The organism is Micromonospora sp. NPDC049891, from assembly GCF_040660295.1.
Classification (GTDB): domain Bacteria; phylum Actinomycetota; class Actinomycetes; order Mycobacteriales; family Micromonosporaceae; genus Micromonospora.
Genome location: NZ_JBFAML010000007.1, coordinates 234,810 through 259,534, shown reverse-complemented (window position 1 = coordinate 259,534; position 24,725 = coordinate 234,810). Strand labels below are relative to the sequence as shown.

Annotated in this window: 26 protein-coding genes; 23 read left to right on the top strand and 3 right to left on the bottom strand. The window is 72.0% G+C overall.

What is annotated here, in order from left to right:
* Positions 1–63: 63 nt before the first annotated feature.
* The 9 genes from AB0I71_RS12545 to AB0I71_RS12505 all read left to right on the top strand — a co-directional run bounded on the left by AB0I71_RS12545 (position 64) and on the right by AB0I71_RS12505 (position 10,184).
* Positions 64–474: a hypothetical protein gene (locus AB0I71_RS12545; protein ID WP_357583811.1), complete on the top strand. Its 411-nt coding sequence runs from the start codon at positions 64–66 to the stop codon at positions 472–474.
* A gap of 60 nt (positions 475–534) precedes the next feature.
* Positions 535–2,520 (top strand): TIGR03960 family B12-binding radical SAM protein, encoded by a 1,986-nt coding sequence (locus AB0I71_RS12540; RefSeq protein WP_357583809.1) that lies wholly within the window; start codon positions 535–537, stop codon positions 2,518–2,520.
* 98 nt (positions 2,521–2,618) lie between these two features.
* Positions 2,619–3,338, top strand: a complete 720-nt coding sequence (locus tag AB0I71_RS12535; protein WP_357583857.1) for a TIGR03936 family radical SAM-associated protein — start codon at positions 2,619–2,621, stop codon at positions 3,336–3,338.
* Between the two features lie 129 nt (positions 3,339–3,467).
* Positions 3,468–6,578 carry an Rne/Rng family ribonuclease gene (locus AB0I71_RS12530; RefSeq protein ID WP_357583807.1) on the top strand — a complete coding sequence of 1,037 codons (3,111 nt, stop codon included), beginning with the start codon at positions 3,468–3,470 and terminating at the stop codon, positions 6,576–6,578.
* Between the two features lie 197 nt (positions 6,579–6,775).
* Complete coding sequence (locus AB0I71_RS12525) at positions 6,776–7,291, top strand: hypothetical protein (protein WP_357583805.1); 516 nt, start codon at positions 6,776–6,778, stop codon at positions 7,289–7,291.
* A 166-nt stretch (positions 7,292–7,457) separates the two neighbouring features.
* On the top strand, positions 7,458–7,772 hold the full coding sequence (gene rplU / locus AB0I71_RS12520; RefSeq protein ID WP_093407572.1) for a 50S ribosomal protein L21: 315 nt from the start codon (positions 7,458–7,460) through the stop codon (positions 7,770–7,772).
* Positions 7,773–7,783: 11 nt separating this feature from the next.
* Positions 7,784–8,038 (top strand): 50S ribosomal protein L27, encoded by a 255-nt coding sequence (gene rpmA / locus AB0I71_RS12515; RefSeq protein ID WP_091197044.1) that lies wholly within the window; start codon positions 7,784–7,786, stop codon positions 8,036–8,038.
* A gap of 90 nt (positions 8,039–8,128) precedes the next feature.
* Entirely contained in the window at positions 8,129–9,664 is a 1,536-nt protein-coding gene (gene obgE / locus AB0I71_RS12510; protein WP_357583803.1) for a GTPase ObgE, read from the top strand.
* Between the two features lie 70 nt (positions 9,665–9,734).
* Positions 9,735–10,184 carry a GNAT family N-acetyltransferase gene (locus tag AB0I71_RS12505; RefSeq protein WP_357583801.1) on the top strand — a complete coding sequence of 150 codons (450 nt, stop codon included), beginning with the start codon at positions 9,735–9,737 and terminating at the stop codon, positions 10,182–10,184.
* A 6-nt stretch (positions 10,185–10,190) separates the two neighbouring features.
* On the opposite strand, the gene AB0I71_RS12500 is transcribed toward AB0I71_RS12505, so the two are convergent.
* Entirely contained in the window at positions 10,191–10,766 is a 576-nt protein-coding gene (locus AB0I71_RS12500; protein WP_357583799.1) for a DUF4383 domain-containing protein, read from the bottom strand.
* 146 nt (positions 10,767–10,912) lie between these two features.
* On the opposite strand from AB0I71_RS12500, the gene AB0I71_RS12495 reads away from it, so the two are divergent.
* The 5 genes from AB0I71_RS12495 (at position 10,913) to AB0I71_RS12475 (ending at position 14,812) form a co-directional block, all read left to right on the top strand.
* Complete coding sequence (locus AB0I71_RS12495; RefSeq protein ID WP_357583797.1) at positions 10,913–11,680, top strand: hypothetical protein; 768 nt, start codon at positions 10,913–10,915, stop codon at positions 11,678–11,680.
* 31 nt (positions 11,681–11,711) lie between these two features.
* A complete protein-coding gene (locus tag AB0I71_RS12490) occupies positions 11,712–12,167 on the top strand; it encodes a phage holin family protein (RefSeq protein ID WP_357583795.1) in 456 nt (151 codons plus the stop codon).
* The gene (locus tag AB0I71_RS12485) at positions 12,164–12,814 is read left to right on the top strand and encodes a DUF3618 domain-containing protein (RefSeq protein ID WP_357583793.1); all 651 of its coding nucleotides are present in this window, start codon (positions 12,164–12,166) and stop codon (positions 12,812–12,814) included. The genes AB0I71_RS12490 and AB0I71_RS12485 overlap by 4 nt, the downstream gene beginning before the upstream one ends.
* A gap of 193 nt (positions 12,815–13,007) precedes the next feature.
* On the top strand, positions 13,008–13,643 hold the full coding sequence (locus AB0I71_RS12480; RefSeq protein ID WP_357583791.1) for a cyclase: 636 nt from the start codon (positions 13,008–13,010) through the stop codon (positions 13,641–13,643).
* Positions 13,640–14,812 carry a zinc-dependent alcohol dehydrogenase gene (locus tag AB0I71_RS12475; protein WP_357583789.1) on the top strand — a complete coding sequence of 391 codons (1,173 nt, stop codon included), beginning with the start codon at positions 13,640–13,642 and terminating at the stop codon, positions 14,810–14,812. The genes AB0I71_RS12480 and AB0I71_RS12475 overlap by 4 nt, the downstream gene beginning before the upstream one ends.
* A gap of 67 nt (positions 14,813–14,879) precedes the next feature.
* Here AB0I71_RS12475 and AB0I71_RS12470 read toward each other — a convergent pair whose 3' ends face one another.
* Positions 14,880–16,127 carry a cytochrome P450 gene (locus AB0I71_RS12470; RefSeq protein WP_357583787.1) on the bottom strand — a complete coding sequence of 416 codons (1,248 nt, stop codon included), beginning with the start codon at positions 16,125–16,127 and terminating at the stop codon, positions 14,880–14,882.
* Between the two features lie 280 nt (positions 16,128–16,407).
* On the opposite strand from AB0I71_RS12470, the gene AB0I71_RS12465 reads away from it, so the two are divergent.
* Positions 16,408–16,791, top strand: coding sequence for a hypothetical protein (locus AB0I71_RS12465; protein WP_357583784.1), 384 nt, complete (start codon positions 16,408–16,410; stop codon positions 16,789–16,791).
* 57 nt (positions 16,792–16,848) lie between these two features.
* Here AB0I71_RS12465 and AB0I71_RS12460 read toward each other — a convergent pair whose 3' ends face one another.
* Positions 16,849–17,067, bottom strand: a complete 219-nt coding sequence (locus AB0I71_RS12460) for a DUF397 domain-containing protein (RefSeq protein WP_093407559.1) — start codon at positions 17,065–17,067, stop codon at positions 16,849–16,851.
* A gap of 68 nt (positions 17,068–17,135) precedes the next feature.
* Between AB0I71_RS12460 and pepN the strand changes: the two genes are divergently transcribed.
* The 8 genes from pepN (at position 17,136) to AB0I71_RS12420 (ending at position 24,701) form a co-directional block, all read left to right on the top strand.
* Complete coding sequence (pepN, locus tag AB0I71_RS12455) at positions 17,136–19,649, top strand: aminopeptidase N (protein ID WP_357583782.1); 2,514 nt, start codon at positions 17,136–17,138, stop codon at positions 19,647–19,649.
* A gap of 108 nt (positions 19,650–19,757) precedes the next feature.
* Positions 19,758–20,276: a SigE family RNA polymerase sigma factor gene (locus AB0I71_RS12450; RefSeq protein WP_357583780.1), complete on the top strand. Its 519-nt coding sequence runs from the start codon at positions 19,758–19,760 to the stop codon at positions 20,274–20,276.
* On the top strand, positions 20,273–21,112 hold the full coding sequence (locus AB0I71_RS12445) for a hypothetical protein (protein WP_357583778.1): 840 nt from the start codon (positions 20,273–20,275) through the stop codon (positions 21,110–21,112). The genes AB0I71_RS12450 and AB0I71_RS12445 overlap by 4 nt, the downstream gene beginning before the upstream one ends.
* A gap of 56 nt (positions 21,113–21,168) precedes the next feature.
* On the top strand, positions 21,169–21,765 hold the full coding sequence (gene nadD / locus AB0I71_RS12440) for a nicotinate-nucleotide adenylyltransferase (RefSeq protein ID WP_204005540.1): 597 nt from the start codon (positions 21,169–21,171) through the stop codon (positions 21,763–21,765).
* 99 nt (positions 21,766–21,864) lie between these two features.
* Positions 21,865–22,269 (top strand): ribosome silencing factor, encoded by a 405-nt coding sequence (gene rsfS / locus AB0I71_RS12435; RefSeq protein WP_357583776.1) that lies wholly within the window; start codon positions 21,865–21,867, stop codon positions 22,267–22,269.
* Positions 22,266–22,931 (top strand): histidine phosphatase family protein, encoded by a 666-nt coding sequence (locus AB0I71_RS12430; RefSeq protein ID WP_357583774.1) that lies wholly within the window; start codon positions 22,266–22,268, stop codon positions 22,929–22,931. The genes rsfS and AB0I71_RS12430 overlap by 4 nt, the downstream gene beginning before the upstream one ends.
* Positions 22,932–22,977: 46 nt before the next feature.
* The gene (locus AB0I71_RS12425; protein WP_357583772.1) at positions 22,978–23,838 is read left to right on the top strand and encodes a DegV family protein; all 861 of its coding nucleotides are present in this window, start codon (positions 22,978–22,980) and stop codon (positions 23,836–23,838) included.
* A gap of 89 nt (positions 23,839–23,927) precedes the next feature.
* Complete coding sequence (locus tag AB0I71_RS12420; protein ID WP_357583770.1) at positions 23,928–24,701, top strand: SDR family oxidoreductase; 774 nt, start codon at positions 23,928–23,930, stop codon at positions 24,699–24,701.
* The last annotated feature ends 24 nt before the right edge of the window (positions 24,702–24,725 follow it).

Genomic DNA, 24,725 nt, shown 5'->3' with positions numbered 1-24,725 from the left:
AACCCGTGCCCGTGGGATCTCCACCGCCGTGATGCGGCAGGCCGAGTCCCTGGTGACCGCGATATGAGTCGCAACTGGATCAACCTGTGGCTGCTGCTCGGCGTCGTGATCATCCCGTTTCCGACCACCGTGCTCGCCGACGCCTTCGCCCACGCGGGCACCGACCGCGACCGGCGGGTCGCCGTGGTGCTCTACGCCCTCGCCGCGGCCGCGATGTCCGCGCCCTGGCTCGCCTTCTTCGCCTACCTTCGACGGCACCCGAGGCTGCTCGGGGAAGGGCTCGACCGGGCGTTCGTGTCCGACCAGCGGGTCCGCCCGGTGGTCGGCATGGCGCTCTATCTCACCGCTGCGGCGCTGGGCTGGTTCGTCAACCCGGTCCTCGGGCTGGTGGGCATCGGCGTCATGATCCTCTTCCATGCGTTGACCAGCGAGGGTCTGCGGCATTTGTGGGCGCGGCGGCGAAGGCCAGCCTGACCGGTTGCGTTCGCCCCGTCGGCGCGGGTGCCGGTGGAGCACCGCGTACCCTTGGGCAGCATGAGCGTCCCGTCCACCACTCCGCGTCCCGTCGCGGCCAACTCCGTGTGGCCCCGACTGGAACCGCTGCTGCCCCAGGTGACCAAGCCCATCCAGTACGTCGGTGGCGAGCTGGGCGCGGTGGTCAAGGAGTGGGACGCGGCGACCGTACGGTGGGCGCTGATGTATCCGGACGCGTACGAGGTGGGGCTGCCCAACCAGGGCGTGCAGATCCTCTACGAGGTGCTCAACGAGCTGCCGGACACCCTCGCCGAGCGGACGTACGCGGTCTGGCCGGACCTGGAGAAGCTGATGCGCGCCCACGGCGTGCCGCAGTTCACCGTCGACGCGCACCGGCCGGTGCGTGACTTCGACCTGTTCGGCGTCTCGTTCGCCACCGAGCTGGGCTACACCAACCTGCTCACCGCGATCGACCTGGCCGGTGTACCGCTGCTGGCGGCCGACCGCACCGACGCCGATCCGGTGATCGTGGCCGGCGGGCACGCCGCGTTCAATCCCGAGCCCATCGCCGACTTCGTCGACGCCGCCGTGCTCGGCGACGGCGAGGAGGCGGTCCTGGAGATCACCGGGATCGTCCGGGAGTGGAAGGCCGAGGGCTGCCCGGGCGGGCGGGACGAACTGCTGCTGCGGCTGGCCCGCACCGAGAGCGTCTACGTGCCCCGCTTCTACGACGTGGACTACCTGCCCGACGGCCGGATCCAGCGGGTCGTGCCGAACCGGGCGGACGTGCCGTTCCGGGTGCACAAGCGCACGACGATGGACCTGGACGCCTGGCCGTACCCGAAGAAGCCGCTCGTGCCGCTGGCCGAGACGGTGCACGAGCGGTACGCGGTGGAGATCTTCCGGGGCTGCACCCGGGGTTGCCGGTTCTGCCAGGCCGGCATGATCACTCGGCCGGTCCGTGAGCGCTCCATCACCACGGTCGGGCAGATGGTGCAGCAGGGGCTGGAGTTCTCCGGCTTCCACGAAGTGGGCCTGTTGTCGCTGTCGTCGGCCGACCACTCCGAGATCGGTGACATGTGCTCCGGCCTGGCCGAGCAGTACCAGGGCACCAACGTGTCGCTGTCGCTGCCGTCCACCCGGGTGGACGCGTTCAACATCGACCTGGCCCAGGAGCTGTCCCGCAACGGCCGCCGGACCGGTCTGACCTTCGCCCCGGAGGGCGGGTCGGAACGGATCCGCAAGGTGATCAACAAGATGGTCTCCAAGGACGACCTGATCCGTACCGTGGTCACCGCGTACACGAACGGGTGGCGGCAGGTGAAGCTCTACTTCATGTGCGGCCTGCCGACCGAGACGGACGCCGACGTCCTGGAGATCGCCGACATGGCGCACGAGGTGATCCGGGCCGGGCGTGCCGCCACCGGCTCCAAGGACATCCGGTGCACCGTCTCGATCGGCGGGTTCGTGCCCAAGCCGCACACCCCGTTCCAGTGGGCGGCCATGGAGCGGCCGGAGGTCATCGACCACCGGCTCAGGCTGCTCAAGCAGGCCATCAACGCCGACCGTTCGCTGGGTCGGGCGATCGGTTACCGCTACCACGACGGCGAGCCGTCGCTGATCGAGGGCCTGCTGTCCCGGGGTGACCGTCGGGTCGGCGCGGTGATCCGCCGGGTCTGGGAGAACGGCGGCCGGTTCGACGGCTGGAGCGAACACTTCTCGTACCAGCGCTGGGTGGACGCCGCAGCCGAGGTGCTGCCTGATTTCGGGGTCGACCTCGACTGGTACACCACCCGGGAGCGCGACGAGCTGGAGGTCCTGCCCTGGGACCACCTGGACTCGGGCCTGGACAAGGACTGGCTCTGGCAGGACTGGCAGGACGCGCTCAGCGAGTACGAGCAGGACGACTGTCGGTGGACGCCCTGCTTCGACTGCGGCGTCTGCCCGGCGATGGACACCGAGATCCAGATCGGCCCGACCGGTCGGAAGCTGCTCCCGTTGACTCCGGTCAACGGTCTGAAGCTGTCCACCGGCGCCCAGCAGTAACCCGGCGCCACGGGTGGGGCCCGACACCGAGGAGCACGACGATCAGTAGGAAACCACAGCCCGAGGGCGGCCAGGCACCTGTCGTCCAGCGTGTCCGGATCCGGTACGCCAAGCGCGGCCCGCTGCGGTTCACCTCGCACCGGGACTTCGCCCGGGCCTTCGAACGGGCGCTGCGCCGGGCCGGTGTGCCGGTGGCCTTCTCCCAGGGCTTCACCCCGCACCCGAAGATCTCGTACGCCAGCGCGGCGCCGACCGGGGTGGCGAGCGAGGCGGAGTATCTGGAGATCGGTCTGCGGGAGCCGGTCGATCCGGAGCAGTTGCGGATGGCGCTGGACGCGGCGCTCTCGCCCGGTCTCGACGTGCTCGACGCCGTGGTGGCCAGCGGTGCGAGCCTGCCCGACCGGATCGAGGCGTCCCGCTGGCGGATCGAGCTGCCGCAGGTGGATTCCGACGTGCTGGCCAAGGCCGTGGCCGTCTTCACCGCCGCCGAAGAGGTGCTTGTCGAACGGATGACCAAGCAGGGGCGGCGGACGTTCGACGCGCGTGCGGCAGTCATCAGCATCGATGTGATCGCCGCACCGGCGACGCCTTCCGGGGACCCGGCCGTACCGTGTGCGATACTCGAACTGGTCGTGCGGCAGGTCACCCCGTCCGTACGGCCCGATGACGTCCTTTCCGGCTTCCGCGTGGTGGCCGGCCTGGAGCCGCCGGTGGCCCCGAAGGTGATCCGGCTGGCTCAGGGCACGCTGACCGCGCAGGGCGCGATCGTGGATCCGCTGGACGCGGACCGCGACGGGGCAACCATCGGCGGGCGCTGACCGACGGTCGGCGTCCAGGCAGGCAGACTTCGCCGACGCGCACCCCGTGCGCCCGGGGAAACACCTTTGCGGCAACCCTGCGTGGCAGCGCTCACCCGCGCCCGGGGAAGCCAGAACTGGAGAACGTCCATGCTCGAGAACGGGCCCGAGGGCAGCGAACGAGCCGGTAACAACCCGGCCGACGAGACCGTCGAGAACAGCACCGCCGACCCGGCCGGTGAGGTGACGAGCGTCCACCCGTCGCAGGACGAGGCCGAACCCGGCCCGGTCGCTGACCCGCCGGAAGAGCTTCCCGGTGCCGTGAGCGGCACCGCTGACCTGGGTGGCGTCGCCGACCTGGCTGGCGCGCCCGCCGCCGAGCCGGCGCCCCGGCGACGGACGACCCGCCGCCGGGCCACCTCGGTCAGCCGGCCCGAGCAGACCGACGCGCCGGTGGAGGCGTCCGGCACCGCGACGGTGGGTAGCGGGGAATCACCCCAGGCCGAGGTGTTCGCCCCGGTCTCCGGTGATCTCGACCCCGCGGCGAAGACGCCACGACGCCGCCGCAAGGCGACCACCGCGCAGAAGGCTGCCGAGGAGCCGCTGGCCGTGGCCGAGGCGGAGGCCGCCGAGGGCGACGTCGTACCGCCGGTCAAGGTGACCCGGACCCGTCGCCGGAAGTCGACGTCCGCGGCCGTCGAGCCGTCCGCCGACGCCGCGATCGAGCCGTCCGCCCGGACCGAGCCGACGCAGCCCGCCGCCGTCGAGGCGGACGCCGGTCCCGCGCCGGCGGCCGGCACCGACTTCGGCTCTGCCGCGCTGCCCACCGAGGGTGCCGCCGACCCGGATGAGGCGGTCGAGCCGTTCGAGGTCGTTGAGCCGGTCGGATCCGTCGAACCGGAGAGTTCGGTCGAGCCGGCGGGTGCGGAGGTGACGCCGGCCGAGCCCGAGAGCCGGTCCCGTCGCCGTAAGGCCGCGCTCACCGCGCCCACGGTGCTGTTCATGGCTCCGGAAGAGGTGATCGCGGCCCGCGCCGCCGCAGCCGCGCAGCCCGCCGCGGAGGAGCCTGCCGAGGAACCGGCCGAGCCGTCCCGGCGGCGTCGCCGGGGCCGGCGGGAGGCCGAGCCGGTGGTGGCGACCGAGACCGAGGAGGAGCCCACCGCGGAGGCCGAGGAGGCCACCGAGGAGGAGGACGACGACGAGGAGACCGCGGGCGGCCGACGTCGCCGCCGCCGCGGCCGCCGCGGCCGGGGTCGGGGCAAGGGCGGCGCCGACGACGGCGAGGAGGCCGAGGAGGGCGAGGCCGAGGAGGCCGTCCAGGCCGAGACTGACGAGGCCGAGTCCGAGGAGAGTGACGAGGCCGAGGCCGATGGTGACGGGATGACCCGTCGGCGGCGTCGGCGGCGTCGCCGGGGCGCCGGTGACACCGACGGTGCCGCCGACGACGGCGTGCCGACGGTGGTGAAGATCAGGGAGCCGCGCCGGACGGTCGACGAGGTGCAGGGCGTCTCCGGCTCGACCCGGCTGGAGGCCAAGCGGCAGCGCCGTCGGGACGGCCGCGAACAGCGCCGGACCCGCCCGCCGATCCTCAGCGAGTCGGAGTTCCTGGCCCGCCGGGAGGCGGTCGATCGGGTGATGGCGGTGCGCCAGCGCGGCGACCGGACCCAGATCGCCGTGCTGGAGGACGGCGTGCTGGTCGAGCACTACGTCACCCGCAGTTCCTCCGGCACCATGGCCGGCAACGTCTACCTCGGCAAGGTGCAGAACGTGCTGCCGAGCATGGAGGCGGCGTTCGTCGACATCGGTCGGGGTCGTAACGCGGTCCTGTACGCCGGCGAGGTCAACTGGGACACCACCGGCCTGGAGGGCAGAGCCCGCTCGATCGAGCAGGCCCTCAGGTCCGGTGATTCGGTGCTGGTGCAGGTCACCAAGGATCCGATCGGCCACAAGGGTGCCCGGTTGACCAGCCACATCGCGCTCTCCGGCCGGCACCTGGTCTACGTACCCGGCGGCAACGCCTCGGGGATCAGCCGCAAGCTGCCGGACACGGAGCGTAAGCGGCTGCGGGACGCGCTGAAGAAGCTCGTGCCCGACGGCGCGGGAGTGATCGTCCGGACCGCGGCCGAGGGTGCCAGTGAGGACGAGCTGGCCCGGGACGTCAAGCGGCTCCAGGCGCAGTGGGAGGACATCCAGGCCAAGTCCGCCGAGGGTGGCGCGCCGGTGCTCCTCTACCAGGAGCCCGATCTGGTGATCCGGGTGGTCCGCGACCTGTTCAACGAGGACTTCCGCGAGCTGGTCATGGAGGGCGACGAGGCGTACGACATGGTCGAGTCGTACCTGTCGCACGTGTCGCCGGACCTGGTCGCGCGGTTGCGTCGGCACGTCGGCACCACTGACGTCTTCGCCGAGTACCGCATCGACGAGCAGATCCTCAAGGGGCTCGACCGGAAGGTCTTCCTGCCCTCCGGCGGGCACCTGGTGATCGACCGGACCGAGGCGATGACCGTGGTCGACGTCAACACCGGTAAGTACACAGGTGCCGGGGGCAACCTGGAGGAGACGGTCACCCGCAACAACCTGGAGGCGGCCGAGGAGATCGTCCGGCAGCTGCGACTGCGGGACATCGGCGGCATTGTGGTGATCGACTTCATCGACATGGTGCTGGAGTCGAACCGGGAGCTGGTGCTGCGCCGGCTGACCGAGTGCCTGGGTCGGGACCGTACCAAGCACCAGGTTACCGAGATCACCTCGCTGGGCCTGGTGCAGATGACCCGTAAGCGGATCGGTGCCGGGCTGCTGGAGGCGTTCAGCGAGACCTGTGAGTGCTGCAAGGGCCGGGGTCTGGTCATCCACACCGAACCGGTGGCGGAGAAGCCGCGCTCCGGTGGCGGGGACAAGGTCAAGGCGGTCGCCTCGGCGGGTGCCCCGGCGGCCGAGCAGACGACCGGTTCGTCCCGGCGCCGCGCGCGCAAGAGCGCCGCGTCGGCGGAGCGGACCGTGGTGGAGGTCACCGAGACCGACACCACGAGCACCGCTGACGCCGACTACCACGACACCATGGGCTACGACCTGTCGCGTTACGAGACGGACACCCCGGCTGCGTCGGATGTGGCCGACAGCCAGCAGGGCGAGTCGGCACGGCTCGCCGCTCCCGACGATCCGGACGCGCTCGGCGAGACCGACGAGGAGGACGGCGGCGAGAGCGGCACCGGCCGGCGTCGTTCCCGTCGCGGGGGTGCGCGTCGGCGTACCCGGCCCTGACGGCGTTCGGTAGGGCCAGTTCCGCCCGGTGACGGGCGGACGACTGTCGACGGGTCCCGCCCGGTGGTGATATCCGCCGGGCGGGACCTTCCCGTATGGTCGATGGGCGGTCGCCGCGGCCCGGCCCCGGACACGCTGGCCCGTCCCGGTGCGGTCAGGCACTCGACGGGTGGACGCGGCCGCCGGAGGAGGAGACGATGCGCCGACCGCTCGCCGTGACCGTGGCCACCGCCGCGCTGCTCGCCGCCACCGCCTGCTCGGCCGAGCGCCGCGACGCGGGCGAGCCGGTAACCCCGGCCCCGACGGGCGTCGAAGTCACCACCGGCCCGGCGACGCCCACCCCGGAGCCGCCGGCGTCGACACCCGCTGCCGGAGCGGCAGGCGGAAACGCCCCAGAGGTCTGTGCCGCCGCGCAACAGGCCAGCGGTGACGCGGGCAAGAAGTACGTCGAGCAGCTGGCCGCGATGGCCACGGCGACCGGCGCGGGTGACACCGCCGACGCGAAGGCCGCCGGCAGGCGGGCCGAGGCGGCCCTGTCGGACTGGGGCAAGGCGCTCAGAGCGCAGGCGGCGCGCGCCGACGACCGGCAGCTCAAGGAACTGCTGACGGAGTTGTCGACCGAGGTCGGCCGGCTCGGCACCGACATCGAGGCGATCGAGGGAACCTCGCTCGACCGGCTACAGCAACGCCTCGACCAGCTCTGCGCGCGCTGACCGGACCGGCCCGGTTTGGGTCCCGGCCCGACCATGGCGTACGCTAGCCTGCGGCGCACTTTGGTGTGCCGAGTTCCCGCGTGCCCGCGCCGCCGTGCTTCTGCTGCCCGGCGAGCCGCCGTGGGGACGACCGCCAGCAGCCTCAACGACAGGGAGTCCGCCTCCGATGTACGCGATCGTCAAGACCGGCGGCAAGCAGTACAAGGTCGCCGAGGGCGACGTGATCGAGGTCGAGAAGCTCACCGGTGCCCCCGGTGACGCGGTGAAGCTCGCCGCGGTGCTCCTCGTCGACGGTGACGACCTGGTGACCGACGCGGCGAAGCTCGCTCAGGTCGAGGTGTCCGGCGAGATCGCCGCGCACACCAAGGGCCCGAAGATCCGGATCCACAAGTTCAAGAACAAGACCGGCTACCACAAGCGCCAGGGTCACCGCCAGCCGTTGACCCAGGTCAAGGTGACCGGCATCTCCAGCGGGAAGTAGGTCGTCCTCCAATGGCTCACAAAAAGGGTGCGTCCAGCTCGCGTAACGGTCGTGACTCCGCGGCCCAGCGACTCGGCGTGAAGCGCTTCGGTGGTCAGGTCGTCAGCGCGGGTGAGATCCTCATCCGTCAGCGTGGCACCAAGTTCCACCCCGGTGACCTGGTCGGCCGCGGCGGAGACGACACGCTCTTCGCGCTGGCCGCCGGTGCGGTCCAGTTCGGCACCAGGCGCGGTCGCAAGACCGTCAGCATCGTGCCGCAGCAGTAGCTCTCCGGCGTAAGCGGGCCGTGGACCTGATGTCCCGGCCCGCTTCGCCTTTTCTCGCGCGGGGCAAGGCCCTGCTGGAAGGATTACGGCGTGACGACGTTCGTTGACCGGGTCGTCCTGCACCTGCAGGCCGGCGACGGCGGGCACGGCTGTGTCTCGATCCACCGGGAGAAGTTCAAGCCGTTCGGCGGCCCGGACGGGGGCAACGGCGGACACGGCGGCAGTGTCTCCCTGGTGGTCGACCCGCAGGTGCACACGCTGCTCGACTTCCACTTCCGTCCGCACGTCAAGGCGGAGAACGGGCGGGGCGGCGCGGGATCGAACCGGGACGGCGGAAACGGCGCCGACCTGGTGCTCAAGGTGCCCGACGGGACGGTCGTGCAGACCAGCGACGGCACCGTGCTGGCCGACATGGTCGGCGCCGGCACCACCTTCGAGGTGGCCCGGGGCGGACGCGGTGGCCGGGGTAACGCCTCGCTGGCCAACTCGCGCCGCAAGGCGCCCGGCTTCGCCGAGCTGGGTGAGCCCGGCGAGCAACTGGACGTGGTGCTGGAGCTGAAGAGCGTCGCCGACGTCGGTCTGGTGGGTTTCCCGTCGGCCGGGAAGTCGTCGCTCATCTCGGTGATCTCCGCCGCCAAGCCGAAGATCGCCGACTACCCGTTCACCACCCTGGTGCCGAACCTCGGCGTCGTCCGGCTCGACAACCACACCTTCACCGTCGCCGATGTGCCCGGGCTGATCCCGGGTGCGGCCACCGGCAAGGGGCTGGGACTGGAGTTCCTCCGGCACATCGAACGCTGCGCCGTGCTGGTGCACGTCATCGACACCGCCACCCTGGAGCCGGGGCGGGACCCGTTGGCCGACATCGACACCATCGAGGCGGAACTGGCCGAGTACGGCGGGCTGGCCGACCGGCCCCGACTGGTCGCGCTGAACAAGGTCGACGTGCCGGACGGCCGCGACCTCGCCGAGATCGTCCGCCCCGACCTGGAAGCACGTGGCCTGCGGGTCTTCGAGGTCTCCGCGGCCACTCGGGAAGGGCTCAAGGAATTCATGTACGCAATGGCGGAGTTGGTGGCACAGTCGCGTGCCGCGACGCCGCCGGCCGAACCGACGCGGATCGTGATCCGACCCAAGGCGGTCGACGACGCCGGCTTCACCATCGAGGCCGAGGATGACGGCTCGTACACCGTGCGTGGTGTCCGGCCGCAGCGCTGGGTGCGTCAGACGAACTTCGACAACGACGAAGCGGTCGGCTACCTCGCCGACCGGTTGGCCCGGCTCGGCGTCGAGGACCAGCTGGCCAAGGCGGGTGCCCAGCCCGGCGACCTGGTTCGCATCGGCGAGCGGGAGTTCGACTGGCAGCCGACCCTCTACGCCGGTGCCGAGTTCGTCCCGGGTGCCCGGGGCCGCGACGTCCGGCTGGAGGAGAAGTCGACCCGGGCCAGTGCGGCCGAGCGTCTGGCGGCCCGTAAGGCCCGCCGGCAGCGACCGGCCGACGAGGTCGCGGTGGTGTCCGGGGAAGTCGAGCCGGCGTCCGGGGAAGTTGGGCCGGCGTCCAGTGAGGTCGCGGCGGCGTCCGGGGAGGTTGGGCCGGCGTCCGACGACGGGGACGACGCCAAATAGCTCGATGCGCTCCGAAATGGGGACGACTGCTGGAAACCTTCGCGAAATTTCGTCGCCCTAGCGTGGAGTGATGCTGATCGAGTCCCGCCCCCTGGCGGATCCGGAGGTCGCCGCACTTGTCGCGGCCGGGCAGCGCGAGCTGCGTGAGATCGCGGGCGGGGCCGCCGGTCGGGACATCGGCACGCGCGGTGACGCCTGCTGGCTGACGGTGGTGCTCGCCGGCCGGGCGGTGGCGTACGGCGGGATCCGGGTGCGCGACGACGACACCGGCGAGCTGGAGCGGCTGTACGTTCGTCCGGCCTACCGGCGCCGCGGCATCGCCCGTCAGCTGGTCGCCGCGCTTGAGGAGACGGCTTACCAGCGGGGGCACTCGGTGGTGCGGGTGGAGACCGGCCCGCACCTGCCGGCAGCGGTGGCGCTCTTCAGGGCCTGCGGTTACGAGCCGGTACCCGCTGCCGGTGGGCCCGTTGAGGGGCCGTACCGGACCTGCTTCGCCAAGCGCCTGCCGGTTCCGGCCTGAGCCCGATCAGGGCCTGTCGAACGGCCGGTCGAGACGGCCGCCGCTGCCGCCGGTCCGTGCCGACAGCAGCAGCCCGAGCAGGATCATCCCGAAGCCGAGTCCCAGGTGCAGCCAGTTGTCCGCGTCGTTGAGCGGGATGAAGTTCGCGGCGCTCTCCTCCCCGACGGCCAGACCGTAGATCCACAACCCGAGATAGAGCGCACCACCTCCGACGAGGTAGACGCGGGCACCGGCCACGGTGCGGGCCAGCACCAGCCCGGCCACGCCGAAGCCGAGATGCAACAGGTTGTGCAGGACCGAGACCTGGAAGAGGCCGAGGAGCCGGGCACCGGAGTGGTGTCCGGCGAAGGTCATGTCGCCGTAGCCGGTGGTGATGCCGGGCACGAACCCGAGTACCCCGAGCAGTAGGAACACTCCCGCCACGATCAGGGTGGCGAGCTGGACCGGGTGCGCGTGGCCCGGCCGCCGACTGACCGACGCGCCATCGATGTCACCTCCGTGGATCCGTGGGACCACCCAGCGACGGTCCGACAGGTGGACGACCACCTTCCGTGACGTGATGTCGTTCCGCCGATCCTTCATCTTGTCGCCCGTCGCGGCCGTGCCGCAGAGAAATCACCGATCGAGCATGGGTGGCCGATCGCAGGGTAGGTCAGTCAGCGACGGCGGCGACACCGTTCCGCCGCACCCCCCAACACCCGCGACGATCCCGCAGCGGAAGGGACATCATGACCTACGATCTGTCATCCACCCCCAGGACCCACGAGCCCGATTCGACGAACGGCAGCGGCGTCCGCGAACAGGCCCGCCAGGTGGGCTCGGAGGCCGTGCACGCCGGTGGAGCGGTGGCCGAGACCGCTCGCGAGCAGGGCCGCGAGGTCGGCCGGGAGGCCGCCCGCCAGGCTCGCGACCTGTACGGCGAGGCCCGTACGCAACTCGCCGGCCAGGCCGGGGAGCAGCAGCGGCGCGCCGCCGGTGGCCTGCGCTCGCTGGCCGACGAGATGCGTTCCATGGCCGACAACGGGGGCCAGGCCGGCCCGGTGAGCGAGCTCGCCCGTCAGGCCTCCGACCGGGTGCACGGTGTGGCCGGTTGGCTGGAGCAGCGCGAACCCGGCGACCTGCTCACCGAGGTACGTGACTACGCGCGCCGTAACCCCGGCACCTTCCTGGTCGGCGCGGCCCTGCTCGGTGTGGTGGCCGGCCGGCTGACCCGCAACCTCTCCGCCGGTGGCGACGACCGTCCCGGTCACGCCGCCACCGATGACCCGTACGGCGACCCCGACCGGACCATGGCGCTGCCGACCCAGGCTCCGCCGTCCGCGTCGCCCGTCGGGTCGGCGGGAGTGTCCGCTGGGGGCGACCTCGACCCGCGTACCCAGCCCGCCGACTTCCGGCCGGTCGACGAGGGCTACTCCGGCACGGGCACGCCGCTGCCTCCGGTGGACCGGACCGACCCGCTGCCGGGCGTGCCGTCGAGCGGAACCACCCGCCCGTGAGGGCCCGAGTCATCCGAAGGGAGGCGATGGCATGACCACGCCGACGCAGAGTTCCGGTGCGGACGCCCGGAACCATCACCCGCCCTCCGCGGAGGAGGTCCGGGGTAGCTCCATCGGGGAGCTGATGCGCCAGGTCACAAGCGATCTGTCGACGTTGATGCGGCAGGAGGTGGAGCTGGCGAAGGCCGAGATCCGCCAGGAGGGGAAGAAGGCGGGCAAGGCCGCCGGCCTGTTCGGCGGTGCCGGCTTCGGCGCGTACATGGTCGCCCTGTTTCTCTCTCTGGCGCTCTGGGCCGGCCTGTCCAACGTCATGGACGCCGGTTGGGCGGGACTGATCATGGCCGTCATCTGGGCGGCGATCGCGGCGCTCCTCTACACGATGGGCCGCCGCAACGCGGAGCGCATCCGTGGGCTCAAGCAGACGAACGACACAGTGCAGCGCATCCCCGACGCGCTCAAGCCGCATCCGGAGGGAGTGACCCGATGAGCACCGACCCCGCCCAGATCCGCCGGGAGATCGAGGCCACCCGCAACAACCTGAGTTCCGACGTGGACGCCCTGGCGTACAAGGTCAGCCCGGGTCGCATCGTCGACGATCGTAAGCAGCGGGTGCGTACCACGCTGCAGAATGTGAGGGACAAGGTAATGGGAACCGCATCCGACCTCGGCCACCAGACCAGCCAGGGTGCCCACGCGGCCGGCGATCGCGCCGCCGCGACCGCGTCCGCGGTCGGCGACGCCGCGCACTCGGCCGCCTCGGCTGTCGGCGACGCGGCACACCGTGCCCCGCAGGTCATCCGGCGCAAGTCCGAGGGCAACCCGCTGGCCGCCGGCCTGATCGCCTTCGGTGCCGGCATGCTCGTCTCCTCGCTCATTCCGCCGACCCGCCGTGAGCAGCAGTTGGCCACCCAGGCCCGGGAGAAGGCCGGTGAGCACGGCTCGGCGGTGACCGAGAAGCTGGGCCGGGTGGCGAGCGAGATGAAGGAGGAACTGCGCGAGCCGGCGCAGCAGGCCGCCGAGTCGGTGAAGGCCACCGCGCAGGACGCCGCGCAGGCCGTGACCGACGACACGCGGTCTGCGGCCCACGACGTGAAAGATCAGGCGCAGCACTCCCGGGACCGCGTGCGACCCTGACCGGTCAGCGCACTCAGCCGCCGGTAGCGGTGTTCCGCGTATCCGCCGGGGCGTGGGCGTGATCCACAGCAAGGGCTCCTCCTCGGGTGACCGACGGAGGGGCCCTTGCTTTCTGCCCCGTTTCGGGGCTTCCGTGCCGGGTAGCGCCTCCTACGGGCGACCGGGCACCGGACGCCCTGGTGGAGGAGGCGTGATGAGGAGCAACGCAACGAGACTGGCCGTGATGGGCGCCGCGACCGCGACCGCGATCGGCGTCGGCCGGGCGGTGACCCGACGTCGGCGTCGGCACCAGCCCCACCGGGAGGACGGCTGGTACGTGGTCCGGCGCGGGGTGACGGTCGACCGGCCGGTCGAAGCGGTGATCGGTTTCTGGACGGAGCGGGAGCGGCTCGACCGTGCCCTGGCCGAGTGGGCGACCCTGGAGCAGATCGACGGAAACCGGTGGCGGTGTGTGTCGCGCGATCCGGACAGCGGCGCCACCGAATGGCGGGCGGAGATCACCGTGACCGGCCCGGGCAAATTGCGCTGGCAGGTCACCGGGGGCCCGGAGCAGCAGGGCACCGTGGAGTTGGTGCCCGCGCCACAGGGCCGGGGTACGGAGATCCGCGCGGAACTGCGGTACCGCTCCGGCCCGTTGCGCCGCGCTCTGGGCCTGGCCGGCGGTGACGAGCCGGACCTTCGGCTGCGCGACACGCTGCGCCGGGTCAAGTCGCTTATCGAGTGCGGCCAGGTCATCGACACCCGGCGTGACCCGTCCGGACGGGGTCGGGCACAGGAACGAACCACCGACGAGATCCGGGAGCGGTTGACGACGGGAGGACGGGCGTGAGGGCGCTGTGCTGGGAGGGCGTCGGCAAGCTGAAGGTACGCGACGTGCCGGAGCCGCGGGTACGGGCCGACGGCGACATCATCGTCCGGGTCCGGGCCAGCAGCGTGTGCGGTTCGGACCTGCATCTGATCAACGGGTTCATCCCCGCGATGCGGGAGGGCGACGTCCTGGGCCACGAGTTCATGGGTGAGGTGGTCGAGGTCGGGCCCGGGGTGCGGCGGTTGGCCGTCGGTGACCGGGTGGTGGTCGGCTCGGTGGTGGCCTGCGGCGGTTGCTGGTACTGCCGGACCGAGCAGTACTCGCTGTGCGACAACTCCAACCCGCAGCCGGTCTTCGCGGAGAAGCTGTGGGGCCACGCGCCGGCCGGCATCCTCGGCTACTCGCACGCCGCCGGCGGCTACTCCGGTAGCCACGCCGAGTACGTACGGGTGCCGTTCGGCGACGTCGGAGCGTTCAAGGTGCCCGACGGGGTGCCCGACGACGCGGTGGTCTTCGCCTCGGACGCCATGCCGACCGGCTGGATGGCTGCCGACTTCTGCGGCCTGACCGGCGGTGAGGTGGTCGCGGTGTGGGGCGCCGGGGGAGTGGGGCAGATGGCTGCCCGGGCCGCCCAACTGCTCGGTGCCGAGCGGGTCATCATGGTCGACCGGCTGCCGGAGCGGCTGGCCGTCGCCGCGGACCGGCTGGGGGTGGAGACCGTCAACTACGCCGACACCGACGTGCTGGAGGCGTTGCGCGAGATGACCTCCGGCCGCGGGCCGGACGCCTGCATCGACGCGGTCGGCATGGAGGCACACGACGTGGGGCCGGTGTACGCGTACGACCGGGCGAAGCAGGCCACCCGGTCGCAGCTCGACCGGCCGACCTCCGTCCGGCAGGCCATCATGGCGGCCCGCAAGGGCGGCACGGTCAGCATCGTCGGCGTCTACGCGGGGGTGGTGGACAAGTTCCCGCTGGGCGCGGCGATGAACAAGGCCCTGGTGCTGCGGATGGGGCAGATGCACGCCCAGCGGTACATCCCGATGCTGCTCGACCGGCTCGCCGCCGGGGAGATCGACCCTGGTTACCTGGCCACCCACCCGCTTCCGCTGGAGCAGGGTGCGCGCGGCTACGAGATGTTCGAGAAGAAGCAGGACGGCTGCCTGCGTACGGTGCTGCATCCGGCCTGATCCGCACCGCGCCGCCGGTGGCCCCGGCGGCGCGGTGCCACCGCCGGTGGCGGCCCGGCGCGCGGGCTCAGCCGGTGCGTCGCACGGCGGTGACCACGAAGCCGCTGGCCGGCAGTGCCGGCATCCGGCTCAGGTCCACCGCGAGGTCCTGCGGCGGTACGTCGTAACGGACGACCTCGGTCAGCAGCGTGACCGCCCGCTTCATCAGCTCGATCGTGATCCATTCGCCGGCGCAGCGGTGTCCGGTGAGATGGCCCCCGCCGCCCTGCGGTACCAGCGTGAACGGGTCACCCGGCCAACCGGCGAAGCGCTCCGGCCGGAACCGGTCCGGCTCCGGCCACAGCTCGGGATGGTGATCGGTGCCGTAGAGATCCAGCAGTACCCGGCGGCCCTGCGGGAAGGGGTACCCCTGCCAGTCGAAGTTCCGCCGGACCCGGGCCGCGGCCACCGGGAAGAACGGGTAGTGGCGACGCACCTCCTGGACGAACTGCCCGGTGGCGTCGTCGTTGTCGCGTACCCGCTGCCGCCAGGCGGGATGGTCGTGCAGGGCCAGCGCGGCGAAGACCACGAACCGGGCCACCGCGACGGTCGGGCGGAGCACGTTGAGCAGCTCCACCGCGGCAATGCGGCGGGGCAACCGGCGCCCCTCGCCGTCGCGGTGCTCGGCGATCACGTGCAGGGCGGTGCCTTCGGGTGGCGACAGTGACCCGCTGCGTACCCGTTCGACGAGGTCACCGGCCCAGTACTCGCCGCGGTGGCGGCCCAGCCGACCACGCCAGTGCCGGGGACCGATCGCCGCGGCACTGTCGATCATGGCCAGCAGGTCGCCGGTACGCCGGTCCAGCTCGCCGTCGGTCAGCGGCACCCCCGCCCAGGCGCAGACCGCCCGGGTCAGCATCGACGCCACCTCGGTGTGCAGGGTCACCGTCCCGGCCAGTTCCCAGGCGGGCAGCCGGGCCTGCCACTCGTCGGTGAAGAGCTGCCCGAGCCGCCGCACCGCGGTCGGGGTCATCAGCGACATGTACATGGCCTTGCGGTCGTGGTGGGCGTCGCCGTCGAGGCCCTGGACCCCGCCCCGACCGGTCAACGTCCGTTGACCGCGGGCCGGCATGGCGCCGTTCCGCACGAACCGGTCGACGTCGTAGAAGAGCTCGGCGGCGGCCCGGCCGCGCAGGCAGATCGTCGGTTCCAGCAGTAGCCGGGTCTGGAAGATGTCGGTGCCGTACCGCTCGCACCGCTGCCCGATGAACCGGTAGCCGGCCCGCAGGAAGGCCAGGGTGCTGTCCGGGCTGCGGTCCGTGGGAATCGTCGCCATCGGGTCCCCTGTTGCCGGGGCGCGGCCGTCGCCGACCGGCCGTTCGTTCGTCGCGGGTTGCGTCTACCCAGGTCAGGGGCGCTGAACCCCGCCGACGGCCGGCGGTGCCGCCGGCCGGCGTCAGGTAGGTCGGCCGCTGGCCCCTCCCAGGAGCGGGGGAGCCTGGTTTGCTGAATCCGGCGACGTCGTGGACCTGCCCGGCGGTCATCCGGCCATCCGGGTCCGACCGGTCGGTCGGGTGTCGCCGGTCAGACGGTTCGAGGTGCCACGGGGAGGACGGATGCGGGACAACCGAGCGAGGTACTGGCGTCGATGGCGGGCCGGGGCGCCCGGCGGGGATCGGCCGCCGCTGGTGGCACCGCCGCGCCGCCCGGCCCGGCCGGACCGTCACTTCACCGTGCATCTCGGCTTCACCGCCGCCGATCTCGTCACCGCCCGTGAGGTGGCGGTCGGGTACGCCGAGGCGTTGAGCGTGCTCCGGCCGGAGCTGGCGATCGGTGCCTCCGCGCTGTCTCCGGCCGACGCCTGGCAGCGTGCCGAGCGGCTGTTCTGCGGGGCAGTCGGGCCGGACGCCGAGCGTTGTGTCGACGTCGCCGGCCACGCCGGTTTCCATCACGCTCCCGGCCCCGGCGGCCTCGGCTGGGGCGAGGGTGACCGTGGCTAGTGCGGTGTCCAGGAAGGTCGGCCCGGTTGGACGTTCCTGGACCCCGCACCCCCGCGCTCAGTCCAGGTCGAACTCGCCGTCCTGGGCGCCCGCGACGAAGGCGTCCCACTCGGCCTGGGTGAACACCAGCACGGGGCCGTCCGGTTCGGCGGAGTTGCGCATGCCGATGAGATCGTCGACGAAGGCGACCTCCACCGCGGCCTCCGAGGTGTCGCCCTCGGCCCGCTGCCAGACCGCCCGGGAGAGGTCGAAGTCACCCTTGGGGTGCGCTGTCATGGTCCCGTCCTCCAGTACCAGGGGAAATGGGGAAGCCGGTTCGTTCCCTCATCGGGCAGGATAAGCGGATGCCGAGCCTGAGCCGTGCAGAGGCGACCGCGCGTGGCGCGTCGATCACCGTCGAGTCCTACCAGGTGGACCTCGACCTGACCGGGGGCGGTGAGCGGTTCCGCTCGCACGTCACGATCCGGTTCCGGGCCACCGGCACCGAGACCTTCGCCGAGGTCAAGCCGGCGAAACTGCTCGCCGTACGCCTCAACGACACCGATCTCGACCCGGCGACGCTTGACGACAACCGGCTGCCGCTGACCGGGCTGGCGGTGCAGAACGCGCTCACCGTTGAGGCCGAGATGGCGTACACGAACACCGGCGAGGGGATGCACCGCTTCGTCGATCCCACCGACGGTGAGACCTACCTGTACGTGATGTCGTTCCTGGACGATGTGCAGCGGGTCTTCGCCGCCTTCGACCAGCCGGACCTGAAGGCGCCGGTCACGCTGTCGGTGACCGCGCCGGAGCACTGGACGGTGGCGGCCAACGCGGAACTGGCGGCCAACCCGGCACCGGGCCGCTGGGAGTTCGCCCCCACATTGCCGATCGCGACGTACTTCTTCACCCTGATCGCCGGTCCCTGGCACGTCCGCCGGGACACCCACGACGGGATCCCGGTCGGTGTCTACTGCCGGCGCTCACTCGCCGAGCACCTCGACACGGACGCGGCGGAGATCTTCACCGTCACGAAGCAGTGTCTCGACCGCTTCCATCAGCTGTTCGACGAGCGCTACCCGTTCGGCAAGTACGACCAGGCGTTCGTGCCCGAGTTCAACGCCGGTGCGATGGAGAACCCGGGCCTGGTCACCTTCCGCGACGACTACGTGTTCCGCTCGGCGGTCACCGACAGCCAGCGCGAGCTGCGTGCCACCACCATCGCCCACGAGATGGCCCACATGTGGTTCGGCGACCTGGTCACCATGCGGTGGTGGGACGACCTTTGGTTGAACGAGTCGTTCGCGGAGTACCTGGGCACCCGGGTCACCGCCGAGGCGACCCGGTTCGACCGGGCGTGGACGACGTTCGCGTTGCGCCGCAAGGCGTGGGGGTACGCCGCCGACCAGCGACCCTCCACCCATCCGGTGGCGCCCGAGCGGGTCATCGACGCCGCCGAGGGGCTGCTCAACTTCGACGGCATCTCGTACGCCAAGGGAGCCAGCGTGCTGCGGCAGCTGGTGGCGTGGCTCGGCGACGAGGCGTTCCTGGCCGGTCTCAACGATCATTTCGCCCGGCACCGCTTCGGCAACGCCACCCTCGCCGACCTGCTCGAGAGCCTGGCCGCCAGCAGCGGGCGGGAGCTCACCGACTGGGCGGAGTCCTGGTTGCGGACCGCGCAGGTCAACACGCTGCGGGCCGAGGTGGCGCTGGACGCCGACGGCCGGTACGGCGAGGTGGCGATCGCCCAGACCGCGCCGTCGACACACCCGGTGCTGCGCCCGCACCGCATCGGCGTGGGACGGTACGCCGTGGACGGCACCGCCGAGCGGATCGAAGTCGACCTCGATCCGAAGACCGACGATGGTCGCACCCGGCTGGCCGGGCTCACCGGGGAACCGGCGGCCGCGGTGCTGCTGCCCAACGACGGTGACCTGACCTTTGCCAAGATCCGCCTCGACGCCGCCTCGGCCGACTCGGTGCCGCTGTTGCTGCCCCGCCTCGCCGACCCGCTGGCCCGGGCCCTGCTCTGGGGTGAGGCGCTGGATGCGGCGACCGACGGGGAACGGCCGGTCACCGGTCTGGTCGACCTGATCGTCGCGGCGTTGCCCGCCGAGACAGAGGTGATCATCGTCGAGGACGTGCTGGCGATGAGCCGTACGTTGATCGACCGCTACCTCGACCCGCTGGCCCGACGGTCCGCCCTGGCCCGGGTCGCCGAGTCCTGCCGGCGGTTGCTCGACGGCGCCGCGCCGGGGGAGTCCTTGCAGCTGGCCGCCGCGCGAGGGCTGATCGCCGCGAGCACCGACGCCGAGTTGCTCACCGGGTGGCTCGCCGGCCGGGCCGTACCGGCCGGTTTGGCCGTGGACGCCGAACTGCGGTGGGCGCTGCTCGGCCGGCTGGTGGTACTCGGTGCCGCCGGGGCGGCCGAGATCGCGGCCGAGGTCGCGGCCGACCCCAGCGCCACCGGTGCCGAGCGGGCCGCCCGGTGCCGGGCCGCCCTGCCCGATCCGGCCGCGAAGCAGGCAGCGTGGGAGATCATCGTGTCGAACACGGAGCTGTCGAATCGGTTGGTCGAGGCGACCGCGGAGGGCTTCTGGCAGCCCGAGCAGGCGGAACTGACAAACCCCTACGTCGCCAGCTACTTCGCCGACATGCCGGCCGCCGCGCGGCTGCGTACGCCCTGGGTGGCCGACGAGGTCGCCAAGCTGGCCTTCCCCCGCCACGCGGTGTCCCAGCCCACCCGGGAGGCGGCCGCGGCGCTGCTGGCCCGCGACGACCTCACGCCGGGGCTGCGTCGGGTGGTCACCGATGCCGACGACGACCTGCGCCGGGCCCTGGTGGCGCGCACGGCGGTGGCCGCCACGAGCGCCTGACCTGCACCGGCCCCGCTGCTCAGCGGGGCCGGTCAGATTTTTCCGGTGAACCGGCATAGTGACGCCCCCCTCGTGGCGTGTAGATGGGTGACACGAGGGAGGCAGCGCATGGACGGCGCGGCAGAGCGGGAGTTCCGGGAGTACGTCGCGGCACGGCAGGGAGCACTCTTCCGTACCGCGATGCTGCTCACCGGCCACCGGCAGGACGCCGAAGATCTGCTACAGACGGCGTTGGCAAAGCTCGCCACCCGCTGGACGTCGTTGCGTGATTCCGGTTCGCCCGACGCCTACCTGCGCAGGATGCTCTACCACCAGCAGGTGAGCGTGTGGCGCCGGCTGCGACACCGGCGCGAGCGCTCGTACGCCGAGCCGCCGGAATCTGCCGTTCAGGTCGCCGATCCGGCCGCTGACACCGCGTTGCGGGTGTCGCTGGCCGAGGCGCTGCGGGGGCTCACTCCCCGGCAGCGCGCGGTAATCGTGCTGCGCTACTACGAGGATCTGCCGGAGGCCGAGATCGCCTCGATCCTGTCCTGCTCGGTGGGTACGGTGCGCAGCCAGACGCACCGCACCCTGGCTCGCCTTCGTGTCTCCTGTCCCGAGCTTTCGCTGACCATGGAGATGAAATGACAAACGACATCGAGGACCGCCTCGGCCTGGGGCTGCGCGAGCTGGCGGAGGCGCCGGAGGTGCCGGTACCCACCGGCCTCGCCGAGGGTGCGCTCGCCCGCGCCCGGTGGGCCCGCCGCGCGCACGTCGTGACGGGCGGGCTGGCGGCGGTGGCCGTGACCGGCGTCATCGCGACGCCGTTCCTGCTGTGGTCGGGCGGCGGATCCGAGCCCGCTCAGTTCGGCGCGCCACCGCCGCCCCCGGTGACGGCGCCATCGCTGGCACCGACGGCCGCGCCCGGCGCGGTCGGATCGGCGGATCCGGATGACTGCCTGGAGGCAACTCGGATCACCGGCGAGACCAAGCAGGTGGCCCCCGGCAACTGGCCCGAGTACGTGCGCATCGCGATGGACCGGCTGCCCGAGGGCAAGAACTGGGTCATGCAGTCGGGCTACGGCCCGTGCCAGCCGAGCGCGCGGGACACGTCCAACGCCTACTCCGTGATCAACCTCGGCCCCTCCCGCGAGGACGGTGGACATCTCACGCTCTACCTCGCTGACCGGACGCACCACCAACTGCCGGCTGACTGTGCGGCGGTCGAGGCGGCGGCCGAGCAGGAGGGCGCCGACGGCACCCGGCGCGGCGAGGTGGTCGAGTGCACCGAGGGCACCGCCAGCAGGCCGCTGTTCTACGCGATCGACACCAGCTACGGCGAGCTCCACGCGGCTGCGGTGTGGGCTGACGGGCGCGCGGTGTGGATGGAGTCCATCCCCAATGTGGGTGCGCCGCTGCCGCTCGACCTGGCCGGCCTGCGCACGGTCGTGACGGACCGGGAACTGGTCGACCAGCTCGGCTGAGCCGGGGTGCTCAGGTGTGCCCGCCCGGTCGATGGGACAGGCTCTACGATCAACCGGTGGAGGAAGACATCCGGCGGATCGGGATCATGGGTGGCACGTTCGATCCGATCCATCACGGGCACCTCGTGGCCGCGAGCGAGGTGGCGGACCGGTTCGGCCTCGACGAGGTGATCTTCGTGCCGACGGGGCAGCCGTGGCAGAAGGCCGACGTCCCGGTCAGCTCGGCCGAGGACCGTTACCTGATGACCGTGATCGCCACGGCCTCCAATCCCCGGTTCCAGGTGAGCCGGGTCGACATCGATCGCGGCGGCCCCACCTACACCGTCGACACCCTGCGCGACCTGCGCTCCCGCTACGGGACGAAGGCGCAGCTCTTCTTCATCACCGGCGCGGACGCCCTGGAACGGATCCTGAGCTGGAAGGACCTCGACGAGATCTTCGAGCTGGCGCACTTCATCGGGGTCACCCGGCCGGGCTTCGAGCTGACCGCGGCGCACCTGCCCGCCGACACGGTGAGCCTGGTGCAGGTGCCGGCCATGGCGATCTCGTCCACCGACTGCCGGGCGCGGGTCGCCCGGGGCGAGCCGGTCTGGTATCTGGTGCCGGACGGTGTGGTGCAGTACATCGCGAAAAGGCGCCTCTATCGGGAGTGATCCGGCCGTTTCATCCCTCTTTCCGGGTGAAACTGACGAGTCGCGAATCCGGGCCGTGTGAGAGGCTGGAAGCATCGCACGGTTGATCGAAGGAGAACGGTGACAGTTTCCGAACGCGCTCACGAGCTGGCGATCGTCGCCGCTCAGGCCGCGGCCGACAAGAAGGCCCAGGACATCGTCATCATCGACGTGGGTGACCAGCTCGCCATCACCGACGCGTTCCTGCTCGCCGCGGCCCCGAACGAGCGCCAGGTGCTGGCGATCGTCGACGCCATCGAGGAAGCCCTGCTGGACCTGCCGGAGAAGGCGAAGCCGGTGCGGCGCGAGGGCGAGCGCGGCGGCCGCTGGGTGCTGCTCGACTACGTCGACCTAGTGGTGCACGTGCAGCACACCGAGGAACGCGAGTTCTACGCCCTCGACCGGCTCTGGAAGGACTGCCCGACCATCCCGTTCGTCGACCGGGACCTGGCCCGCGCCGAGGCCGCCGCCGGATCGGGCGAGTGACCAGGCTGATCATCTGGCGGCACGGCAACACCGACTGGAACGCCGCCAGCCGGGTGCAGGGGCAGACCGACGTACCGCTCAACGATCTCGGCCGGGAACAGGCGCGCGCCGCCGCGCCGCTGCTGGCCGCGCTGCGCCCGGACGCCCTTGTCGCCAGCGACCTGAACCGCGCCGCGGAGACCGCCGCCGCGCTGTCCGCGCTGACCGGCCTGCCGGTACGCTCCGACGCCCGGCTCCGGGAGCGGCACTTCGGTACGTGGCAGGGGCTGCTGCTCACCGAGGTCGCCGAGCGGTTCCCCGAGGAGTACGCCCGCTGGCGGGCCGGGGATCTTGACCCGGGAGCGGACATCGAACCGCTTGACGAGTTGGGCAAGCGCGTCGGCACCGCCTTGCAGGAGGCCGCCGATGAGCTGCCCGGCGGCACCGTCGTGATCGCCACCCACGGTGCCGCCGCCCGTCAGGGCTGCGGCCACCTGCTCGGCTGGGCGCACGACGTGCTGCGTACCGTCGGGTCGCTGGGTAACTGTCACTGGACGGAACTGCGCCACGACATCGAGCGTGGCTGGCACCTGCGCGCCCACAACGTCGGCGCGATGGACGTCCCCGCCGCCCCGACCGGCACCGCCGCGACCGTCACCCCGGTCTCCGCCGAGTCGGTCTGAGGACGCGGTAGGGCAGTCGTCCAGCTTGATCCGCTACGGTTCCCGCATGCCCGTAGCGGTCGTCACCGACTCCACCGCCTACCTGCCACCCGAGCTGGTGCGGGAACACCCGCTGACCGTGGTGCCGCTGACCGTGGTGCTGGCCGGTGTCGAAGGGCTGGAGGGCGTCGAGACGTTCCCGGCGGACGCCACCCGGGCACTGCGCGCGCGGCGCGTCTCGGTGAGCACCTCCCGACCGTCGCCGGAACAGTTCGGCCGGACGTACCGGGAACTGCTGGAGGCCGGCGCGGAGGGCGTCGTGTCGGTGCACCTGTCGGCCGGGCTCTCCGGCACGGTGGAGGCCGCCGAACTGGCCGCCGCCGAACTGGGCGACCGGGTCAGTGTGGTCGACAGCCGCTCCTGCGGGATGGGTCTCGGCTTCCCGGCGATCGCGGCCGCCCGGGCCGCCGCGCGGGGCGCCGACCTGGCCGGGGTACGCGCTGCGGCAGCGGCCGCCGTCGCTCGTACCAGCATCCACTTCTACGTCGACACGCTGGAGTTCCTCCGCCGAGGCGGGCGGATCAACGCGGCGGAGGCACTGCTCGGTACCGCACTGTCGGTCAAGCCGATCCTGCACATGCCCGAGGGGCGCATCGTGCTGCGGGACAAGGTCCGCACCGCCAGCCGGGGCATGGCACGTCTTGTCGATCTCGCCGTCGAGGCGGCCGGCGACGTACCTGTGGACCTGGCGGTACACCATCTCGACGCACCGCAGCGAGCCGACGAACTCCTCGGCACACTCACCGCCCGGCTCGGCGATCGGCTGCGCGACGCGTACGTCTCCGAGGCCGGTGCCGCCGTCGCTGTGCACGTCGGGCCCGGTCTTGCCTGCGTGGTGATTCACCGCCGGCCGGACACCCCTGCCTGACCTACCGCTGCTTCGCGCACCCGCTCGGCGGTGGTGGCGACGGTGGGCGAGGATTGGTCGCGGATCCCGGGCTGGGGAGGTGGGGGCGGGTGTCCTGTGTGGTGACCGGTGGTGGCCGTGGAGTCGGCCGGGGCATCGTGGAGAGGTTGCTCGCCGACGGCCGGACGGTGGTGGTGATCGAACGAGATCCCGGCGCACTGTCCTGGATCGAGGGTCACACCCGGGCCGACCAACTCGCGGCGGTGGTCGGTGACGCCGGTGACGAGCGCGTCGCCGGCCGGGCCGCCGACCTGGCCGAGCGCGTCGAGCCGCTCACCGGGTGGGTGAACAACGCCGCCGTGTTCCGCGACGCCTCGGTGCACGACGCGCCGGTCGGCGAGGTCGTCGATCTGATCACCCGTAACCTGCGTCCCGTCGTGGTCGGTGCGGCCACCGCGGTACGCCGCTTTCTCGCCGCCGGCACCGCTGGCGCCGTGGTGAACGTCTCGTCCCACCAGGCGAGCCGGCCGGTGCCGGGATGCCTGCCGTACGCCACGGCCAAGGCGGCGGTGGAGGGGCTGACCAGGGCGCTCGCCGTCGAGTACGGCAGGTACGGCATCCGGGCCAACACGGTCGCCCTCGGTTCGGTGGCCACCGAACGACACGAGGTGCTGCTGGCCGAGGCGGAACCGGACCGGGCGCGGCGGATCGAGGCGGAACTGGCCCGGCTGCACCCGGTGGGCCGGATCGGGCAGCCGCAGGAAGTGGCGGAGGCGGTCGCGTACCTGCTCTCACCGGCGGCCGGCTTCGTCAACGGGGTGACCCTGCCGGTCGACGGCGGGCGCTCCGTGCTCGGTCTGGACCCGGAGTCGCGTACGGACTGAACCGGTGCCGGCTTCCTCGTCGCC

Excerpts from the sequence above, each read along its gene's own strand:
- AB0I71_RS12500 (WP_357583799.1), bottom strand. The coding sequence starts at position 10,766 with ATGAAGGATCGGCGGAACGACATCACGTCACGGAAGGTGGTCGTCCAC.
- AB0I71_RS12480 (WP_357583791.1), top strand. The coding sequence starts at position 13,008 with ATGAGGAGCAACGCAACGAGACTGGCCGTGATGGGCGCCGCGACCGCG.
- AB0I71_RS12545 (WP_357583811.1), top strand. The coding sequence starts at position 64 with ATGAGTCGCAACTGGATCAACCTGTGGCTGCTGCTCGGCGTCGTGATC.
- rpmA (WP_091197044.1), top strand. The coding sequence starts at position 7,784 with ATGGCTCACAAAAAGGGTGCGTCCAGCTCGCGTAACGGTCGTGACTCC.
- AB0I71_RS12425 (WP_357583772.1), top strand. The coding sequence starts at position 22,978 with ATGCCCGTAGCGGTCGTCACCGACTCCACCGCCTACCTGCCACCCGAG.
- rplU (WP_093407572.1), top strand. The coding sequence starts at position 7,458 with ATGTACGCGATCGTCAAGACCGGCGGCAAGCAGTACAAGGTCGCCGAG.
- AB0I71_RS12505 (WP_357583801.1), top strand. The coding sequence starts at position 9,735 with ATGCTGATCGAGTCCCGCCCCCTGGCGGATCCGGAGGTCGCCGCACTT.
- AB0I71_RS12490 (WP_357583795.1), top strand. The coding sequence starts at position 11,712 with ATGACCACGCCGACGCAGAGTTCCGGTGCGGACGCCCGGAACCATCAC.
- AB0I71_RS12460 (WP_093407559.1), bottom strand. The coding sequence starts at position 17,067 with ATGACAGCGCACCCCAAGGGTGACTTCGACCTCTCCCGGGCGGTCTGG.
- pepN (WP_357583782.1), top strand. The coding sequence starts at position 17,136 with ATGCCGAGCCTGAGCCGTGCAGAGGCGACCGCGCGTGGCGCGTCGATC.
- AB0I71_RS12445 (WP_357583778.1), top strand. The coding sequence starts at position 20,273 with ATGACAAACGACATCGAGGACCGCCTCGGCCTGGGGCTGCGCGAGCTG.
- AB0I71_RS12470 (WP_357583787.1), bottom strand. The coding sequence starts at position 16,127 with ATGGCGACGATTCCCACGGACCGCAGCCCGGACAGCACCCTGGCCTTC.
- AB0I71_RS12465 (WP_357583784.1), top strand. The coding sequence starts at position 16,408 with ATGCGGGACAACCGAGCGAGGTACTGGCGTCGATGGCGGGCCGGGGCG.
- AB0I71_RS12525 (WP_357583805.1), top strand. The coding sequence starts at position 6,776 with ATGCGCCGACCGCTCGCCGTGACCGTGGCCACCGCCGCGCTGCTCGCC.
- AB0I71_RS12495 (WP_357583797.1), top strand. The coding sequence starts at position 10,913 with ATGACCTACGATCTGTCATCCACCCCCAGGACCCACGAGCCCGATTCG.
- AB0I71_RS12530 (WP_357583807.1), top strand. The coding sequence starts at position 3,468 with ATGCTCGAGAACGGGCCCGAGGGCAGCGAACGAGCCGGTAACAACCCG.
- AB0I71_RS12540 (WP_357583809.1), top strand. The coding sequence starts at position 535 with ATGAGCGTCCCGTCCACCACTCCGCGTCCCGTCGCGGCCAACTCCGTG.
- AB0I71_RS12485 (WP_357583793.1), top strand. The coding sequence starts at position 12,164 with ATGAGCACCGACCCCGCCCAGATCCGCCGGGAGATCGAGGCCACCCGC.
- AB0I71_RS12450 (WP_357583780.1), top strand. The coding sequence starts at position 19,758 with ATGGACGGCGCGGCAGAGCGGGAGTTCCGGGAGTACGTCGCGGCACGG.